Origin of the sequence: Pseudomonas sp. Marseille-P9899, from assembly GCF_903166565.1 — a bacterium.
Classification (GTDB): domain Bacteria; phylum Pseudomonadota; class Gammaproteobacteria; order Pseudomonadales; family Pseudomonadaceae; genus Aquipseudomonas; species Aquipseudomonas huaxiensis.
On the sequence record NZ_CAESCG010000001.1, the window covers coordinates 1,491,922 to 1,509,167 of the forward strand.

General features: G+C 65.1%; 14 protein-coding genes. 3 read left to right on the plus strand and 11 right to left on the minus strand.

The window, feature by feature from the left end:
- The first annotated feature begins 104 nt into the window (after positions 1–104).
- Entirely contained in the window at positions 105–1,112 is a 1,008-nt protein-coding gene (locus HWV67_RS06595; RefSeq protein ID WP_175650460.1) for an aldo/keto reductase, read from the plus strand.
- On the opposite strand, the gene nahK is transcribed toward HWV67_RS06595, so the two are convergent.
- The 3 genes from nahK to HWV67_RS06610 all read right to left on the minus strand — a co-directional run bounded on the left by nahK (position 1,090) and on the right by HWV67_RS06610 (position 6,281).
- On the minus strand, positions 1,090–3,735 hold the full coding sequence (gene nahK / locus HWV67_RS06600; protein ID WP_256680028.1) for a hybrid sensor histidine kinase/response regulator NahK/ErcS': 2,646 nt from the start codon (positions 3,733–3,735) through the stop codon (positions 1,090–1,092). The two genes, HWV67_RS06595 and nahK, sit on opposite strands and share 23 nt — an antisense overlap.
- Positions 3,665–4,828, minus strand: coding sequence for a nitric oxide-sensing protein NosP (nosP, locus tag HWV67_RS06605; RefSeq protein WP_175650462.1), 1,164 nt, complete (start codon positions 4,826–4,828; stop codon positions 3,665–3,667). Before nosP ends, nahK begins: the two co-directional genes overlap by 71 nt.
- A gap of 271 nt (positions 4,829–5,099) precedes the next feature.
- Positions 5,100–6,281: a porin gene (locus tag HWV67_RS06610; protein WP_110970574.1), complete on the minus strand. Its 1,182-nt coding sequence runs from the start codon at positions 6,279–6,281 to the stop codon at positions 5,100–5,102.
- Positions 6,282–6,621: 340 nt separating this feature from the next.
- Here HWV67_RS06610 and HWV67_RS06615 point away from each other — a divergent pair, with 340 nt between their 5' ends.
- Together HWV67_RS06615 and HWV67_RS06620 are read left to right on the plus strand one after the other, a co-directional pair.
- A complete protein-coding gene (locus tag HWV67_RS06615; RefSeq protein ID WP_175650463.1) occupies positions 6,622–7,707 on the plus strand; it encodes an enoyl-CoA hydratase/isomerase family protein in 1,086 nt (361 codons plus the stop codon).
- Positions 7,708–7,723: 16 nt separating this feature from the next.
- Positions 7,724–8,875 (plus strand): acyl-CoA dehydrogenase family protein, encoded by a 1,152-nt coding sequence (locus HWV67_RS06620; RefSeq protein ID WP_175650464.1) that lies wholly within the window; start codon positions 7,724–7,726, stop codon positions 8,873–8,875.
- Between the two features lie 249 nt (positions 8,876–9,124).
- Here HWV67_RS06620 and HWV67_RS06625 read toward each other — a convergent pair whose 3' ends face one another.
- From HWV67_RS06625 to HWV67_RS06660, 8 genes are all read right to left on the minus strand, one after another.
- Positions 9,125–10,003, minus strand: a complete 879-nt coding sequence (locus HWV67_RS06625; protein ID WP_175650465.1) for an SDR family oxidoreductase — start codon at positions 10,001–10,003, stop codon at positions 9,125–9,127.
- 16 nt (positions 10,004–10,019) lie between these two features.
- Positions 10,020–11,171: an acetyl-CoA C-acetyltransferase gene (locus tag HWV67_RS06630; RefSeq protein WP_175650466.1), complete on the minus strand. Its 1,152-nt coding sequence runs from the start codon at positions 11,169–11,171 to the stop codon at positions 10,020–10,022.
- A 3-nt stretch (positions 11,172–11,174) separates the two neighbouring features.
- Complete coding sequence (locus HWV67_RS06635) at positions 11,175–12,233, minus strand: acyl-CoA dehydrogenase family protein (protein ID WP_175650467.1); 1,059 nt, start codon at positions 12,231–12,233, stop codon at positions 11,175–11,177.
- A 9-nt stretch (positions 12,234–12,242) separates the two neighbouring features.
- Entirely contained in the window at positions 12,243–13,406 is a 1,164-nt protein-coding gene (locus HWV67_RS06640; RefSeq protein ID WP_175650468.1) for an acyl-CoA dehydrogenase family protein, read from the minus strand.
- Positions 13,407–13,651: 245 nt separating this feature from the next.
- Complete coding sequence (locus HWV67_RS06645; protein ID WP_110970567.1) at positions 13,652–14,404, minus strand: enoyl-CoA hydratase family protein; 753 nt, start codon at positions 14,402–14,404, stop codon at positions 13,652–13,654.
- Positions 14,401–15,516: an NAD(P)H-dependent flavin oxidoreductase gene (locus tag HWV67_RS06650; RefSeq protein WP_175650469.1), complete on the minus strand. Its 1,116-nt coding sequence runs from the start codon at positions 15,514–15,516 to the stop codon at positions 14,401–14,403. The genes HWV67_RS06645 and HWV67_RS06650 overlap by 4 nt, the downstream gene beginning before the upstream one ends.
- Positions 15,513–16,430, minus strand: a complete 918-nt coding sequence (locus tag HWV67_RS06655; RefSeq protein WP_175650470.1) for an enoyl-CoA hydratase — start codon at positions 16,428–16,430, stop codon at positions 15,513–15,515. Before HWV67_RS06655 ends, HWV67_RS06650 begins: the two co-directional genes overlap by 4 nt.
- A 15-nt stretch (positions 16,431–16,445) precedes the next feature.
- Positions 16,446–17,243: a CoA-transferase subunit beta gene (locus HWV67_RS06660; protein WP_175650471.1), complete on the minus strand. Its 798-nt coding sequence runs from the start codon at positions 17,241–17,243 to the stop codon at positions 16,446–16,448.
- Positions 17,244–17,246 lie beyond the last annotated feature (3 nt).

The window sequence follows — 17,246 nt, forward strand, 5'->3', positions numbered from 1 at the left end:
CTCATCGTCGGCAGGACCAGCTCCAACGGGTAAGGAGCTGGCTTGCCAGCGATGCTTTTCCCCCTGTACAACACCCCTTCCATACCGCGAAGGGGCTTTCGACCATGATCTACCGTCCTCTCGGCCGCAGTGGCCTGCAAGTCTCCGCCCTGACCCTGGGCAGCATGATGTTCGGCGAGCAGACCCGTACCGAGGATTCGCTGCGCATCATCGACAAGGCCTGGGACCAGGGCGTCAATTTCATCGACACGGCGGACGTCTATAACGCCGGGCGCTCGGAAGAGATCGTCGGCGAAGGCATCGCCCGCCACCGCCACGACTGGGTCCTCGCCACCAAGGTCGGCTATGGCCCGGCAGACGGCGTGCCGAACCGCAGCGGGCTGTCGCGCAAGCACATCTTCAACGCCATCGAAGCCAGCCTTACCCGCCTCGGCACCGATTACCTGGACATCTATTACCTGCACCGCGAAGACCACGCCACGCCGCTGGACATCACCGTCTCGGCCATCGGCGATCTGCTGCGTCAGGGCAAGATCCGTCATTGGGGCGTGTCCAATTTCCGTGGCTGGCGCATCGCTGAAATCTGTAACCTGGCCGAGCGCCTCGGCGTACCCAAGCCGGTGGTCAGCCAGCCGCTGTACAACATCGTCAACCGTCAGGTCGAGACCGAGCAGTTGGCTGCCGCAGCGTTTCATGGCCTCGGCGTGGTGCCGTTCAGCCCGCTGGCGCGCGGTGTGCTCAGCGGCAAGTACGCACCGAATGCCGAACCCGAGGCCGGCAGCCGCGCGGCGCGCCAGGACAAACGCATCCTGGAAGTGGAATGGCGCACTGAATCCCTGGCCATCGCCCAGAAAATCCAGGCCTACACCCAGGCCAAAGGCGTCGGCATCGTCGAGTTCGCCATCGCCTGGGTGCTGAACAACCAGTCGGTCAGTTCCGCGATCGTCGGCCCGCGCACCGAGGCCCAGTGGGACACCTACGGCGGCGCGCTGGAGGTGAAGATCAGCGCCGAGGACGAAGCCTTCATCGATTCGCTGGTCACCCCGGGCCACCCTTCGACCCACGGTTTCAACGACGTCGCCCACTTCGTCAGTGGGCGCCTGCCACGCTGAGCTCGTTGCCCAGCAGGTGACTGATCGCGGCCTTGAGTTTCATTGGCCGCACCGGTTTGTGCATCAGGGTGTGGCCCAGTTCACGCACCTGCTGTTTGAGTTCGTTGCTGTAGTTGGCGGTGATCATCAGTGCCGGCAAGGGTGAAACCCGCCGCGCATTGATCGCCGCCACCGCTTCCAGGCCGTTGCGGTCGTGGTCCAGGTGGTAATCCACGATCAGCAGCCCGGCTTCGGCCTCGTCCGCCGGCAACTGCCCGGCCAGATCCTCTTCGTTCAACGCCGTGCTGACCCGGCAACCCCACTGTTCCAGCAGAGTACGCATGCCGGCGCAGATGGCTGCATCGTTGTCCAGCACCCAGATCCGCGCGCCTTCCAGACGCTCCAGCAGCGGCATCACCTCCGGCACCGGCTCCCGAGCCCGTGGCACCTGGCGGCTGAGCGGCACTTCGATGGAAAACACCGAGCCCTTGCCGGGCGTCGAGCGCACCTGGATGCGGTGGCCGAGAATTCCTGCGATCTTCTCGACGATGGCCAGGCCCAGGCCGAGACCACGGTCCTGGTCTGGGCGCTGCGAATCGCCGCGTTTGAACTCCTGGAAAATCTCTTCGCGCTTGTCCAGCGGAATGCCGATGCCGGTGTCCCAGACCTCGATCAACAAACGCCGCCCACGCCGCCGACAGCCCAGCAACAGGCGGCCTTGCGGGGTGTAACGGATGGCATTGCTGAGCAGGTTACGGAGGATCCGCGCCAGTAACTGGATATCGCTGCGCACCCGCAGGCGGGTCGGCACATAGTGCAGGCGCAGGCCCTCGCTGGCGGCCGTGGCGGCGTATTCGGCGGCGAGGTTGTCGAGCAGGTCGCCGACGGCGAACGTGGCGACATCGGCCTTGATCACCCCGGCATCCAGCTTGGAAATATCCACCAAAGTGCCGAGCAGCGATTCCACATCATCCAGCGCGTTGCTGACGTTACGCACCAGCGCCGGGCTGTGGCTCTGCTCCTGCAACGCGCTGGTGAACAGGCGGGCTGCGTTGAGCGGTTGCAGCAGGTCGTGGCTGACTGCGGCGAGGAACTTGGTCTTCGACAGGTTGGCCTGATCGGCCTCCTGCTTGGCATCCCGCAGCCGCGCCTCGGCGCGCCGGCGCTCCTCGATTTCCCGCAGCAGTTGCTGGTTGAGCTGGGTCAGTTCAGTGGTGCGCTCGCGCACCCGCACTTCCAGGTGCTGGTACGCCTGGTGCAGCGCTTCGGCGGTACGGCGACGCTCGGTAATATCGCGGATCAGCACGAAGATGCCGACCACCTCGCCATTGGGCAGGCTGTTAGGCACGTAGGAACGCAGCATGTAGCGCTCCTGGCCGTGGGCGTTGGTCTCGGCGAACTCGAAGGTCACGCTCTCCCCGGCCAGGGCCTGGCCGATGTAGGTTTCCAGACGCTGGTAGTGCTCGGCGCTGTGCACGTCGCGCAGGCGCTGGCCGAGCATTGCCGCGTGCGGCCAGCAGTACCACTGCTCGTAGACCTTGTTGGTGAATTCGTAGACCAGATCAGCGTTGAGGTAGGCGATCAGCGCCGGCACCTGGTCGGTGATCAGGCGGATCCAGCGCTCGCTTTCGCTCAGGGCCTCGGCGTGCTGGTAGCGCTCGGTGATGTCGGTGAAAGTGTTGACGAAGCCGCCGGTGGGCAGCGGATGGGTGCGGATTTCCAGCATGCGCCCGTCGTACAGGCGCTGTTCCAGTTCCCGCGTTGGCCGGCCGTTGACGTCGCGGGTGGCCGGGGTCAGCAAGGCCAGTTCGCTGTCGCCGATCACGTCGGCGAACTGCCGGTGCGCAGCGACCGGTGCCAGCCCGCTGAGTTCCAGGAAGCGCCGGTTCCACAGCTCCAGCACGCCGTCGGCATTGACCATCGCCACGCCCTGGGAAAGGTTGTCCACCGCGCGTTGCAACAGGTGGGATTTCTGCGCCACCGCCTGCTCGCGGCGCTGGGTTTCGCTGTGCTTGACCTCGGTGATATCGGTCAGCAGCACCACGCGCCCGCCGCCCTGGGTCGGACGCTCGCTGACCTGCAGCCAGCGTCCGTCCTTGAGTCGGTACAGCAGGTTTTCGTCGTTGATATTGCGTGATTCTTCGGTGAACAGCCCGGTGCGCAACATCAGCCGGCGCACCTCCGACAGGTGCATGCCGCTGATGATGCGGATCCGGCTGTTGGCCCAGAGCGCCTTGAAGCGCTGGTTGAACAGGACGATGCGCAGGTCCGTGTCGAACAGCACGAAGGCATCGGAAATGCTCTCGATGGCGTCCACTAGGTACTGGTGCGCCGTCTCGGCGCGCATCCGCGCATCGCTGAGCAGATGGTTGCTGGCCTTGAGTTCGGCCATCGCCTGGTTGAGTGCGTCGGTACGTTCGCGCACCTGCTCGGCGAGGGTCACCGAGTGCTGGAACGCCGCGTAGGAGTCGTCCGGGCGCGCCGCCCCCGACTCCAGGCGCTCGATCAGCGCCGCGTTGATGCGGCTGAGCTTGTGGTTTTCGTGGCGCAGTTGCTCGATCAGCAACCGCGCTTCAGTCAAATCGCCGGGCACGGGACCGTCCGATGGCAACGCCGGTGAAGGTCTGGTTGATGTGCATGCCATTGAACTGTTCTCCGTAGGAGTTGAAACCCACCACCGCGTGCTTGCGCAGGATCGCCTCGACGTTCTCGGTCTGCGGCGTGCCGTCCAGTTCCAGGCGGCGCAGGAAGCAGTCGCAGCCGATGGTCAGCAACAGGTCGCCGAGCCGCTCGCAGAGGCCGTCGAACAAAGTATTCAGGTTTGGCACCAGCGGCCCTGGGCTCATGGCGGTGAGGACGATGCCGTTCTCCACGGCGCAGTAGAAGCTCAGGCTCAGGTCGTCATGCACGCGCTGGATCGCGCGCACGTAGTAGCGCTCGTTGATGCGCACCGCCAGCGGGTGGGCGGCGAAGGTGCGCAGGTCGAGCTGGTCCACCGGCACGCCGATCAGTTGCGCGTATTCCAGGGCGGCGGGCTCGGCGTTCAGTTCGTAGACCCGGCGCAGGGTGCGGTCGGCGCGGGTCACCACCAGTTTTTCGCCGCGCGGCTGGATGTGGTGGGTGGTGAATACCTCGAAATCCAGCCAGGTGTTGACCAGCAGCACCACCGCAGCGCTGTTGTGAAAGACGCCGTCGTAGTAGACGTGGGTGCGGTTGAGGTAATTGTCGTCGCCGGCCGAACCACCGAAGTGCGGGATATCGCCAAGGGCCGCATTGAGCGCGGCGAGGAGCATTTCTTCGCGGCTGGACAAGCCGTCGAGCAAGGTCAGGGCGAAGCTGTGGCCCTTGATTGGCGCCAGGGTGTTGCCGCGGCACTCGTTGACCAGTCGTTCGACGCAACGCTGGGCGTCGATCAGGCTGAAATCGTGCATCGGCGCGATCAGTTCGGCGGCGATGGAGAACTGCCGATGATCGAAACCGAGCGCGGTAATGCAGCCGCGACCATAGCCTTCCGGGGTGATTTCACCGGCGCTGGTGCAGCCGGCCAGGCGGATACCGCCAAAACTCTCTTGCAGCGCCTGGGCCAGGGCCGGCAGGTCGTATTCGGCAGAACAGAAAAACAGCACGAAGCCCAGGTGCGGGTGCATCAATTGCCGGGCGAGGTCCTGGGCAGCCTCTTCGGCGTCAATGGCACGGGATACAGCACTGAGGACGCCTTCGGCGTTGGACTGCGACATAAGCAGCCTCCAGCGTATTGGGGATGGATGGCGGCAGTGTACGAAGCGCGGGGATGGGGCCGAATGCTACTTGGGTAGGGGGTGGTGGTGGCATTGGTTGTAGAGGGGGGATTGGGTCGGGACTGCTTTGCAGTCCATCGCGGCTGAAGCCGCTCCTACAAGGGGCTGAGCTACCAACCTTGATGCAACAGGCCACCGCGAAACAGTGCCACCCTCATCCGGCAGGATGCGCCTTGCCGGCTGGAGTGGCCCTGCCCCGCGGTGGTGGGGTTTACCAGGTCAGGACAGCACCGACTGCGAAGGTATCGGTGTCTTCGTTTTGCGCGTCGCCTTGATGGCCGTTGATTTCGAACTGGTTGTACTCGGCCACCAGCTTGAGGTTGTCGTTGATGGTGTGGAACAGCGCGATGCCGCGGGTTTCGTAGTCGGCGCCGGTGTTCACCGCGCCGTTGCCGTCATCCTTGGTTTTGCCGTAGGACAGCGCCAGGCGGTTCTTGCCCAATGTGTACGAGCCCTGCAACAGGTAGCCCTTGCTGTCCACTTCGCGCAGCGTGGCTTCGCCGGCGTTGTTGGTGAAGAACGGGTTGATGCCCTTGGCGGTGAAGCCGGAGCCGGTCAGCGAGAAGTCGCCCATCTTGGCCTGGACGCCATAACCGACGCCCTTGGAGGTCACGCTGTCGACGTTGTGGTCGGTGTTTTCCGAGGTCTGGTAGCTGCCGTTGAGCCAGCTGTAGATCTTCGCGCCGCCCAGGTCGAACTGGTAGGTGATCTCGCTCTCGGTGCGCGGGTTCTTCTGGTAGGCCTTGCCGACCGCGCTGTCGTCGTTGGTATCGACCGGGTCCATGATGCCCACGGCAATCCGGAACCCTTCCATCACAGGCGTGCGGTAGGTGATCTGCGAGGTCGGGAATGGGTACGGGTAGCCGCTGCCGATGTTGCCGAAGGACACACCACCACCGTCCACCAGGCCGAGGGTGTCGCTGACCTGGCCATAACCGGCCAGCAATTCGTCGAGCAGGATGTTCGAGCGGGCGAACAGGCCGAAGTCTTTACCGATCAGCACTTCACCCCACTCGGGGTTGGCTACGGTGCCGTAGAACTGACGAACGTCGATGGCAGTGTCGGTGCCGTTCTGTTCGCTATCGTTGATGGTGACCCAGAACGAGGCGCGGCCGCCGAGCTTCAGGTCGCCCATCTGCTTGGTCATGTTGAAGCCCAGGTAGTTGGGCAGGAAGCCCATCTTCACCCGCGACTGGCGACGGTCGTACTGCTCGCCGGCGCGGTCGACGTCACTGTTGACGTAGAAGGCGTTGACGTAGCCGTCGGTGGAAAAGGTCGTCTCATCCTTGTCGTACAGCATGATTTCAGCCTGGACCAACGGGGTCAGGCCAAGGGTGGCGAGGCCAGCCAAAAGGGGCAGGAAACGGGCATTGGCATTCTTATTGTTGTGCATGACGCTCTCCGCGAACGTTGGGGACGGTTGTCGGGAGGGATTATCGAAAGCCGACAGCCGGTGCCCTACGCTGCATTGGAAGCAAGCGGGAGCTGCTTTGGCCGGTGCCGGGAGCGCGCCGGCCGAGGGAACTAATCCCCTGTGCTAGCGGGTCACAAGGCTAAAGTGTCGAGACCGCTGGCGAAGGTCGCGGTTGCACATGCAAAAATGCAGATTGCCCTTGCAGTTTTGCGGATTGAACTCGGCAAATTTGCACTGTTACGATCCGGGCGATCCTTGACCGCTCGTCCACATCGTGGCAAATCACGTGGAAAATCAATAACAAAGCAGGGAGACAGCGATGACCGCGCCAGCTTATTCACCGGCCATTTCAGACACCGACAACGCCCAGGTACTGGCCGAAGTCCGCAACCATATCGGCCATCTGACCCTCAACCGCCCCACCGGCCTCAACGCCCTGACCCTGCAGATGGTCCGCAGCCTGCGCCTGCAACTGGAAGCCTGGGCCATCGACCCGCAGATTCACGCCGTGGTGCTGCGCGGTGCAGGCCCCAAGGGCTTCTGCGCCGGTGGCGACATTCGCTCGCTGTACGACAGCTATAAAAGCGGCGACACGCTGCACCGTGACTTCTTTGTCGAGGAATACGACCTGGACCTGTTCATCCACCACTGTCGCAAACCGATCGTGGCGTTGATGGACGGCTTCACCCTCGGCGGCGGCATGGGCCTGGCCCAGGGCGCCGAGCTGCGCGTGGTCACCGAACGCAGCCGCCTGGCGATGCCGGAAGTCGGTATCGGTTACTTCCCGGATGTCGGTGGCAGCTATTTCCTGTCGCGCATTCCCGGCGAACTCGGCACCTACCTGGGCGTCACCGGCGTGCAGGTAGGTGCTGCCGATGCCCTGTATTGCGGCCTGGCCGACTGGTATATCGACAGCGACCGGTTGGGCGCCCTCAACCAGGGTTTCGATGGCATCAAGTGGAGCGAATACCCGCTCAAAGACCTGCAAGGCGTGCTGGCCGGCCTTGGCACCCAGACCCTGGTCGATCCGCCGCTGGCCGAGCTGCGCCCGGCCATCGACCATTTCTTCGCCCTGCCCGATATCGCCAGCATGATCGAGCAACTGCGCAGCGTGACCGTCGGCGACAGCCGTGAATGGGCGCTGAAGACCGCCGACCTGATGGAGTCGCGCTCGCCGCTGGGCATGGCGGTGACCCTGGAGTTGCTTCGTCGGGGCCGCCACTTGAGCCTCGAAGACTGTTTCAGAATGGAGTTGCACCTGGACCAGCAATGGTTCGATCACGGCGACCTGATCGAAGGCGTGCGCGCCCTGCTTATCGACAAGGACAAACAGCCACGCTGGAACCCCGCCACTGTCGCCGGCCTGGAGCCGCAGCGGGTCGACCAATTCTTCGAAGGCCTGTGAGGGCTGGAGTACGCACATGCAAGACCTGGAACTGACTGAAGAACAGATCATGATCCGCGACATGGCCCGCGACTTCGCCCGTGGCGAGATCGCACCCCATGCCCAGGCCTGGGAAAAGGCCGGCTGGATCGACGATGGCGTGGTCGCCAAGATGGGCGAACTGGGCTTGCTCGGCATGGTGGTGCCGGAAGACTGGGGCGGCAGCTACACCGACTACGTCGCCTACGCCCTGGCGGTGGAAGAAATCGCTGCGGGTGACGGCGCCACCGGCGCGCTGATGAGCATCCACAACTCGGTGGGCTGCGGTCCGCTGCTGGCCTACGGCAACGATGAACAGCAACAGACCTGGCTGCCCCGCCTGGCCAGTGGCGAAGTGATCGGCTGTTTCTGCCTGACCGAGCCCCAGGCCGGCTCCGAAGCCCACAACCTGCGCACCCGCGCGGAGCTGCAGGATGGCCACTGGGTCATCAATGGCGCCAAGCAATTCGTCAGCAACGCCCGCAGGGCGAAGCTTGCGATCGTCTTTGCGGTGACCGACCCGGACCTGGGCAAGAAAGGCATCTCGGCGTTTCTGGTGCCCACTGACAATGCCGGTTTCGTGGTGGATCGCAGTGAACACAAGATGGGCATCCGCGCTTCCGATACTTGCGCGGTGACCTTGAACAACTGCCGTATTCCCGAGGCCAACCTGCTTGGCCAACGCGGCAAGGGCCTGGCGATTGCCTTGTCCAACCTCGAGGGCGGCCGCATCGGCATTGCTGCCCAGGCGCTGGGCATCGCCCGCGCGGCATTCGAGGCGGCGCTGGTGTATTCCCGCGAGCGCATCCAGTTCGGCAAGCCGATCAACGAACACCAGAGCATCGCCAACCTGCTGGCCGACATGCAGGTGCAGATCAACGCCACCCGCCTGCTGATCCTGCACGCCGCGCGCCTGCGCAGCGCCGGCAAGCCGTGCCTCAGCGAAGCCTCCCAGGCCAAGCTGTTCGCCTCGGAAATGGCCGAGCGGGTCTGCTCGAAGGCGATCCAGGTGCATGGTGGTTATGGGTATCTGGAAGATTACCCGGTGGAGCGTTATTACCGGGATGCGCGGATTACCCAGATCTATGAGGGGTCGAGCGAGATTCAGCGGATGTTGATTGCGCGGGAGTTAAAAAACTATCCGCTGTGAGAGGTATCTACAAATCTCTTGGACGGCGTAGAACCTGTGGGAGCGGTGTCAGCCGCGAAGGGCCGCAAAGCGGCCCTGAATCCATCCTGCACCATTTTTCTGGCGGGTCGGGATCTCACATTCAGACATCCTCAAGGTCAAAAGAAATACCGGATGTAGACAGCCACCTCGTGCTGGATGGTTGTTGGGGCCGCTCTGCGGCCCTTCGCGGCTGACACCGCTCCCACAGGTTCTGCGGCGATCAGGGCTTCAGCTACCCCACACCTTCTGCGCCTTTGGCGCCTCAGCCAAAATGGCATCCACCGCCACTCCAACCTCCTCCACCCGCCACAACGCCCCCTTGTCCCGGGTCACACCGGTCCGCCAGCCATCCCCCAGAGAAATCCGCCCACCCTGGCTTTCGAACACCTGGCCGCTGACATGCGCCGACTGTTCGCTGCCCAACCACACCACCAGCGGCGCGACATTTTCCGGGGCCCAGGCGTCGAAGCTGCCGTCATCGGGCTTGCGCACCACATCAGGCATCGCACTTTCAGTCATCGCCGTGCGCGCCGCCGGGGCCAGGGCGTTGGCGGTGACGCCGTAACGCGCCAGTTCCGCCGCCTGCACCAGGGTCAAGGCGGCAATCCCACCCTTGGCCGCCGAGTAGTTGGACTGGCCAATGGAGCCCTGCAACCCCGCCCCGGAGCTGGTGTTGATGATCCGCGCCGCCACCGGCGTGCCGGCCTTGGCCTGGTCACGCCAGCGCCGACCAAGGATGTTCGCCAGGCAGTAATGCCCTTTCAAATGCACGCGCATCACCAGGTCCCAGTCTTCTTCCGACAGGCTGATAAACATGCGATCGCGCAGCACGCCAGCGTTGTTGACCAGCACATGCACTTCGCCAAACGCTGCCAGCGCCGCATCGACAATGCGCTGGGCGCTGTCGAGGCTGGTGATGTCGTCGCTGTTGGCGATGGCCCGCCCGCCGTTACCGACGATCTCGCCGGCCACATCCTGCGCCGCTTCGGCGCGGATATCGTTGATCACCACATTGGCGCCCTCGGCCGCGAAGGCCAGGGCGTAGGCGCGGCCGAGGCCGCCGCCGGCACCGGTGATGATCACCGTCCGGCCGTTACAGATAGCCATGGTCTGACTCCTTGATTCAAAGACGTTCGATGATCGTGACGTTGGCCTGGCCACCGCCCTCGCACATGGTTTGCAGGCCATAGCGACCGCCACTGCATTCCAGTTCGTTGAGCAGCGTGGTCATCAGCCGCGCACCCGTGGCGCCCAGCGGATGACCGAGGGCGATGGCGCCGCCGTTGACGTTGGTCCGCGCCGGGTCGTAATCCAGTTCCTTGGCCCAGGCCATGACCACCGAGGCAAAGGCTTCGTTGATCTCTACCCGGTCGATGTCGCTCATGCGCAGCCCGGTCTTTTCCAGGGCGCGGCGCGTAGCGGCGATCGGGGCGGTGAGGTGCCAGATCGGGTCGTCGCCCAGCACCGTCAGGTGATGGATGCGCGCACGCGGGGTCAGGTCGTAGCGCTTGAGCGCCGCTTCCGACACCACCAGCAGCGCCGCCGAGGCGTCGCAGGTCTGGCTCGATACCGCTGCGGTAATCGACGGGAAGCGCGGGTCCACCGGCTGCAGTTCGGCCATTTTCGTCAGGCTGGTCTGCCGCGGTGTTTCGTCTTCGTTCAGCCCTTCATAACCGACGATTTCCCGAGCGAAGCGCCCGCTTTCCCGTGCGACCAAAGCGCGCTGGTGGCTTTCCAACGCAAAGGCTTCCATCTGCTCGCGACTGATCCCCCAGTGATCGGCAATCCGCTGCGCGGCGTAGAACTGGTCCACCGGCTGGGTGCCGAAACGGGCGCGCCAGCCGTGACTGCCGGAAAACGGATCAGGGAAACCCAGCGGCTGGCCGGCCAGCATCGCCGAGGAAATCGGGATGCGGGTCATGGTCTGCACGCCGCCGACGGCGACCACGTCCTGGGTGCCGCTCATCACCGCCTGCGCGGCAAAATGCACGGCCTGCTGCGACGAGCCGCACTGGCGATCCACCGTGGTGCCCGGCACCGAAAGCGGCAGGCCGGCGGCCAGCCAACTGGTGCGGGCGATGTCGCCGGCCTGGGCACCAATGGTGTCGACGCAGCCGAAGATCACGTCGTCGTACTCTTCTGCGGGGATCGCATTGCGCTGTACCAGTGCTTTCAGCACATGGGCGCCGAGGTCGATGGCATGCACCTCGGAGAGCGCGCCCTTGCGCTTGCCGGTGGGGCTGCGCAAGGCATCGACGATATAGGCTTCTGGCATCGCTCAGTCCTCGAAGGTATGGCCCGGACCCAGCCGGGCGGCATCGGCGAACAGGTAAGCGCCGACACGGGATTTATGGAAACCGCGATCGCCCCAGGACGCATCCAGGGCCCAGGCGCGCTTCATGAACATCTGCAGGTCGACTTCCCAGGTGTACCCCATGGCGCCATGCACCTGGATGCCCTTGCGCGCGGCTACCCAACTGGCTTCGCAGCAGGCCAGGCGCGCCTGCGACACCCACAGCGAGGCCGAGGCATCGCCACGGGCCAGGCCGTGGGCGGCGCGATACAGCACGGGTTTGGCCTGTTCGATCTGCCGCGCGACGTCGGCCAGGTGGTGCTTGACCGCCTGGAAGCTGCCGATCGGCTTGCCGAACTGTTTGCGCTGGGCCACATAGTCCACCGACAGGTCGAGCATGCGCTGGGCCAGGCCGAGCAGTTGCCCGGCCACCGACAACGCGCCGCGGTCGAGCAGTTGCGCCTGCAACGCCCTGCCCCGTTCGCCGCCGACCAGCAAGGTCGCCGGCGTCGGGTGCCAGGTGACCCGGCCGAGCCGCCGCGAGGCGTCGATGCTCGGGTTGGCTTCGACGTCCACTGCTGCTCGCGGCAGCAGGTGGATTTCGTCGCCATGGGGCAGGATCAGCACCTCGGCCAGTTGCGCGTCGCTGACCAGCGGGTTGACCAGATGGCCGATGGCCAGGCGCAGGCTGCCTTCGCCGATGCGCGGCAGCAGGCTGGTACGGGCCGGATGCGCCGGATCGAGGGCGGCCAGCAGGCCGACGGCGACATAAGCGGTATCGGCCAGGGAATCGGGGATCGCGTAGTAGCCCAGCTCTTGGGTCATCAGGGCCCAGGCCACGTCATCCATGCCGAGGCCGCCGTCCTCTTCGGGGATCGACAAGGCAGTCAGGCCCTGGGCGGCGATCTTGTTGCGCAGGTCGGGCGAGCGCCCGGCGTCGGTTTCCCAGATCTCGCGGAGCATTTCCGGTGCGGCTTCGGTCATCAGGAAACGGCTGATGGCCTCGCGGAAGGCGAGCTGGTCATCGTTGAAAGTGAAGTCCATGGCCGCTCCTTACTTCGGCAGGCCGAGCATGCGCTCGGCGATGATGTTGCGCTGGATCTCGTTGGTGCCGGCGTAGATCGGCCCGGCCTGGGCGAACAGGAAGCCCTCCAGCCAGTGCGCCGCGTCGCCTGCGGCCGGTGCGCCGGCAATCAGTTCGGCGCGGGCGCCGAGCAGGCGCATGGCGGTCTCGTGCATCTTCAAATCGAGTTCCGACCAGATGATCTTGTTGATGCTTGATTCGGCACCGATCTGCTCGCCACGGCCCAGCCGGCCCACGGTGTGGTAAGCCGACAGCGCGTAGGCTTCGGCGCCCATCCAGCATTCCAGCACCGCATCGCGCAGCCCCGGATCACGCTCGGCGGCGGCGGGTTCGGCCTTGAGCAGCTCGACCAGCTTGCGCGCGGTGTACTGGAAGCGGGCGGGCGAGCGCAGCAGCAGGCCGCGCTCGAAACCGGCGGTGGCCATCGCCACGTGCCAGCCCTGCCCTTCGGCGCCGATCAGATTGCTCACCGGCACCCGCACATCGTCGAAGAACACTTCGGCGAAGGCATCCTTGCCGTTCAGCGCCTTGATCGGGCGAATGCTCACGCCCTCGGCATTCAGCGGCACCATCAGGAATGACAGGCCGTGGTGACGGCTGGAACCCGGCTCGCTGCGGAACAGACCGAACAGCAAGTCGGCGAAGGTGGCCCGGGTCGACCAGGTTTTCTGGCCGTTGATCACGTAGTGATCGCCGTCACGCACTGCCTTGCTGGTAATCGCCGCCATGTCCGAGCCGGCGTTGGGCTCGGACCAGCCCTGGGCCCACATGTCGACGCTGGCAGCCATGCGCGGCAGGAAGTGCTTTTTCTGCGCCTCGGTGCCGAACTCCATCAGGGTCGGGCCCAGCAGCAACTGGCCGTTCTGGTTGACCCGCATCGGCGCGCCGGCGCCGTAATATTCTTCCTCGAAGATCAGCCACTCGATCAGGTCGCAGCCGCGCCCGCCGAGGTCGGCCGGCCACATCACCATCGACCAGCGGCTGTCGAACAGCTTGGCTTCCCAGGCCCGGTGTTGCTCGAAGCCTTCACGGGTGTCGTAGCTGGCCAGCGGCTCGCGGGGCAGGTTGTGCGCCAGCCAGGCGCGCACTTCGGCGCGGAAGGCTTGCTGTTTGGGGGTATAGGTCAGTTCCATGGTGCCCTCATAGGCCAAAACATAACTAACTGGTTGTTGCGACGCTCCCCTGTGGGAGCTGGCTTGCCTGCGAAGGACCGCAGAGCGGTCCCAAAACCTGCCATGCCGAATTCCTGGATGCAGGCGATCAAACAGGCGCTGAATCCAAGACCTTGCAGGACAACAACTCGTGCCGGATGGTTTTGGGACCGCTACGCGGTCCTTCGCAGGCAAGCCAGCTCCCACAGGGATTGCGTTCTGCTCTATCAGAACTTCGCTTCACGTTTTTCGACGAAGGCGCGACGGGTTTCCGCCGAGTCCGGGCTGGTGTACGCCTGCAGGGTGAAGCCCTGCTCCCAGCGGTACTTGTCTTCCAGGTTGCCGTCCTCGATACCGTTAAGGGCCTCCTTGGCGATGCGGATCATGCCCGGGCTTTTCGCGGCGATGCGCGCGGCGATTTCCAGGGCGGTTTCGCGCAGTTGCTCCTTGCTGACCAGACGCTCGATAAAGCCGTATTGCATGGCTTCGCGGGCGCCGATGGTGTCGCCGGTGAAGAACAGGTAACGCACCTTCTGCAGCGGGAACAACCGCTGCAGATGGGCGCCGCCGCCCATGGCGCCGCGGTCCACTTCCGGCAGGGCGAAGGTGGCGCATTCGGCGGCGACGACGATATCCGCCGCGCCCGTGATGCCGATGCCGCCACCGAGAACGAAGCCGTGCACCGCGACGATCACCGGCACCGGGCAACGGTGCACAGCCTTGAAGGTGGCGTAGTTGCCGGCGTTGACCTCGACGATGCGCTCGGGATGGGCGTCCAGTTCCTTGATATCGACGCCGGCGCAGAAGCCACGGCCTTCGGCACGGATGACGATGACCCGCACCTCGGGGTTGGCCCCGAGGCGGTCGATTTCACGGGCCAGGGCGTTCCATTCCTGGCTGTCGAGGGCGTTGACCGGGGGTTTGGCGATCACGAGTTCCGCGATCCCCTGTTGAAGCTGAGTGCTGAATGCCTGGTTCACAGGGGTTCTCCAATACTGATGGGCTGATTCGCTGGACGGTGGCTGACTTGCCGGGCGAGCAAGCTGTCGAGGCACTGTTCGGCCTCGCGGGCGATGCCTTCGATCACCTCCTGGCAACTGAGCAGTTCACCGATGGCAGCGGCCACCTGGCCGCTGGGCAGGATGCCGTCGTCGGGCTGACCGTCGACCATCGAGCGCTGCAACAGCACCGGCTGGTTGGCGGCCATGACCACCTGCGACAGCGCTGACGGGTCTTCCCGCAGCGCGCGGAAAAACACTCCGGCCATATGGCCGAGGCTCATGCCGGTGTGCTGTTTCCACTGCCAGGCACTGCCCAGGGCAATGCGCAGGCGGCCAAACGGCCCGGCCTGTTCGAGGTGGTTGATAAAGCGGTTTTCGATCATGCGGTGGCGCATGCCATCCACCGCCGTGGTGACCCGCACCCGTTGCGGGTCGTTGACCTTCAGGTAGCGTTCCAGCGTCGCTTTGGGTGTCGGTGATTCGCGGGTCATCAGAAAGCGCGTGCCCATGGCGATCCCCGCCGCACCGGCCGCCAGCGCCGAGGCCAGGCCACGGCCCGTGGCGAAACCGCCGGCGGCGATCACCGGCACGGTTACCGCATCCAGCACCTGGGGCAACAGGATCGAGCTGGGCACGCCGCCAGTGTGACCGCCGCCCTCACCGCCCTGGATGGTGATAAGGTCGGCGCCCAGTTCCTGTGCCTTGATCGCATGCTTGAGCGCGCCGACCGTGGGAATGCACAGCACCTTGGCAGCCTTGAAGCGGGCGATGGTCTGTTTGTCCGGGCCGCGGCCGTAGCTGACCGCACGCAGGCGATAGGCGATGGCGAGGTCGACGCACTGCGCGGCGTTGTCCTGGAACATATGGAAATTCAGGCCAAAATTGCTGCCGCCGGTGGCGTCGATCACCTTGCGGATTTCACCTTCCAGCTCATGGGCAGCAATGGTCGCCCCGGCGAGAAAGCCGAAGCCGCCCGCACGGGTGGTGGCGATCACCAGATTGGCGTCGGCGACCCAGCCCATGGCGGTCTGCACGATGGGATAACGGCAGCCCAGCGCTTCGGTCAACGGAGTCTGCAGCCAGCCGCTCATGCGCCTTCGCTCCCGGCGGCGGCCGCCTGCTTGTTGGCCTGGGCCATGCCCTTGGCATCGAAGCCGCCGAGCTTGTCGCCGGACAGCAATTCGTTATGGGCGTGCGCGAAGTGGTGCCAGGCGAACGCCGCGTCCATGGCAGAGCGCTTGCCTTGCAGGTCTTCGACGTGGTTGATCGCCTGCTTGGTCAGGGCCAGGCCCATGCGCGGCTGGCGGGCGATGGTCGCCGCCATGGCGTAGGTGGTGTTTTCCAGCTCTTCGCGGGGCACCACGCGGTTGAGCATGCCCATCTGGTAGGCGCGCTCGGCGCTCATGCGGTCGCCGCAGAAGAGGAATTCCTTGGCGATGCGCGGGTTCAGCTCGTAGGGGTGGGCGAAATACTCCACCCCCGGAATGCCCATGCGCACTACCGGGTCCTGGAAGAACGCATCGTCGCTGGCGACGATCAGGTCGCAGACCCAGGCCAGCATCAGCCCGCCCGCCACACAGGCGCCCTGGACCATGGCGATGGTCGGCTTGGGCAGCTCGCGCCAGCGCCGGCACATGCCCAGGTAGACCTCCTGCTCGCGGGCGTACAGCTGCTCGCCGCCGGGTTTGTTGGTGTGGTCCCACCACAGGTGGGCGCGTTCGAACGGTTTGTCGATGTCGCGCCCTGGTGTGCCGATATCGTGGCCGGCGGAAAAATGCCGGCCAGCGCCGCGCAGCACGATCACCTTGACCCCGTCGTCGTCCACCGCCCGGCGCAGGGCGGCATCGAGGGCGTAGGTCATCTGCGAGTTCTGCGCGTTGTTGAAGTTGGGCCGGTTCAGGGTGACGCTGGCGATGCCATCGGCCACCCCGTACAGCACCGGCTCGTCGGTCTCGTAGGCCGACCGGTCCTGGCGCACGACGAATTCGCTGTCGTTGCTGTGCATGTTCGCGCTCCTGTCTCAGGCGGTACGGATGCCGGGCGGGTTGCCCTTGAGCGCACTGGCGCGCAGGTCGTGGGGATCGAGCCGGCGAATCAGCGCAAGCTGTTCGGCGCTCGGGTGCGCGGTCTGCTTCAGTTGCGGCGACTTGAGCAGCGGGAAGCCGGTGTTGTCCTGCACCTGTTCGAAGCTCACGCCCGGGTGCAGGCTGCGCACCTGCACGGCGCGCTCGGGGCCGTCGAAGTCGAGCACGCAGAGGTCGCTGACCACCACGCGGATATCCATCAGGTCGCGGCGCGCACCTTCGGGCCAGCGGTCGGCCTTGAAGCCGACGCCGGAGACCATGTCCACCTCGCCGCTAACGAATACGCGGGTGTTGTGGTTGGGCACGAAGAACGAGTTGAGGTGGTTGATACTGTTGCCCGGCAGACCCCGCACGCCGAGGATCGCGGTCTTCGGTTTGTGGTAGTCGCCGACGCAGGACAGATTGGTCTGGCCCCAGCGGTCGATCTGGGTCGGGCCGATCATGGCGTGGCGACGCCCGCCCCAGACGCATTCGAAGACCCGCTCGAAGGACATGTAGCCCGAGTAACGCGGCTGATAGTCGCCGCGCGGGCCCAGCGGTACCGGCTCTTCCACCAGGAAGGCCTCGCTGTCGGTCATCAGCAGTTCCGGGCTGTGGCTGAGCTTGGCCAGGCTGGCCCCCAGGCGCGGGATCACGCCGAGGCCCGAGGCGATCAGTTCGCCGTTGCCGCGCCAGGCTTCGGCGGCGGCGACGATCAGCAGTTCGGCGAGGGTGAAATCACAGTTGGCAGACATTCT